We start from the raw sequence: 1461 nt of genomic DNA, 5'->3' as shown, positions 1-1461 counted from the left end.
TCGCAGGGCGGATTCAACTGGTCGTCGCAACACCTCGTATGCATGGAGGTGTTGGATGGTGCGTCGTCAGCAGGCAGCGGATCGGGCGCTGCGTCCGAAGCTGAGATCTCCGGGGCATCCGAAGTATCAGCGTCATGTCGAGGCGGCGTTCTGGGTGGAGATCGCCAAGGGCCTTCTCACTGAGGAGGCCGCCGCCGTCATCGGCGTGGCGCCGGCGGTCGCGACGCGCTGGTACCGCCAGTGTGGCGGCATGCGACCGTTCGATTCGAAGCCGCCCTCGGGCAGGTACCTGTCGTTTTCCGAGCGAGAGGAGATCGCGTTGCTCAGGGCCCAGGGCAAAGGAGTGCGCGAGATCGCTCGAGATGTCGGTCGTAATCCCGGCACGATCTCCCGCGAGCTGCGACGCAACGCCGCCACACGAAGTGGGAACCTCGACTATCGGGCGTCGGTGGCGCAGTGGAAAGCCGATATGGCGGCCCGGCGTCCGAAGACAGCGAAGTTGGTCACCAATCCGAGGTTGCACGCCTACGTCCAGGAGGGGCTGTCCGGCCAGATCACGACGTCTGGCGGCATGCCGATCGCGGGACCGGTGACGGGCTCGTGGACGGGGCGGAACAAGCCGCATCGCAAGGATCGTGCGTGGGTTCAGGCATGGAGTCCGGAGCAGATAGCGAACCGGATCAAGCTTGATTTCCCGGATGATGAATCCATGCGCATCAGTCACGAGGCGATCTACCAGGCCCTCTACATTCAGGGTCGCGGGGCGCTGAAACGCGAGCTCATCCTGTGTCTTCGGACCGGGCGGGCTCTGCGTACGCCGCGGGCGCGTTCACGACGGAAGACCTGGGCGCACGTCACGCCGGAAGCGTTGATCAGTGAGAGGCCCGCCGAGGCCGGGGACCGCGCTGTCCCCGGTCACTGGGAAGGGGATTTGATCATCGGGCTGGAGCGTTCCGCGATCGGCACCGTTGTCGAGCGGTCGACCCGGTTCACCATGCTGGTCCATCTGCCCCGCGAAGAGGGATACGGCACGATCCCTCGAACGAAGAACGGCCCCGCACTGGCCGGCTACGGAGCGATCTCCATGAAAAAGGCACTCGCCAACACGATGTCGATGCTCCCCGAGCAGCTGACGCGGTCGCTGACATGGGACCGCGGCAAGGAAATGTCGGCGCACACGCAGTTCAGGGTCGAGACCGGTATCCCCGTGTTCTTCGCCGATCCGCACAGCCCATGGCAGCGAGGCACGAACGAGAACACCAACGGACTCCTGCGCCAGTACTTCCCGAAGGGCACCGACCTCTCGCGCTGGGCCGCCGAAGAAATCGAAGCCGTTGCTCACGCGCTGAACACCAGACCCCGCAAGACACTTGGTTGGAGGACCCCGGCCGAGGCATTCAACGAGCAGCTACTCTTGCTCCAACAAGCCGGTGTTGCAACGACCTGTTGAGTCCAGGCAGT

The 1461-nt window shown here is 64.6% G+C and carries 1 protein-coding gene; it reads left to right on the top strand.

The features are described from left to right. The first annotated feature begins 55 nt into the window (after positions 1–55). Entirely contained in the window at positions 56–1450 is a 1395-nt protein-coding gene (locus tag ACWD01_RS37430) for an IS30 family transposase (protein ID WP_451168450.1), read from the top strand. Positions 1451–1461: the final 11 nt, after the last annotated feature.

The organism is Streptomyces sp. NPDC002835, assembly GCF_053591995.1.
Note: the sequence above shows the minus strand (reverse complement) of the source record. Positions and strands in the feature narration are given on the sequence as shown.

What these genes read in the sequence shown, in the direction of transcription:
- ACWD01_RS37430 (WP_451168450.1), top strand. Translation starts at nt 56, where the DNA reads ATGGTGCGTCGTCAGCAGGCAGCGGATCGGGCGCTGCGTCCGAAGCTG.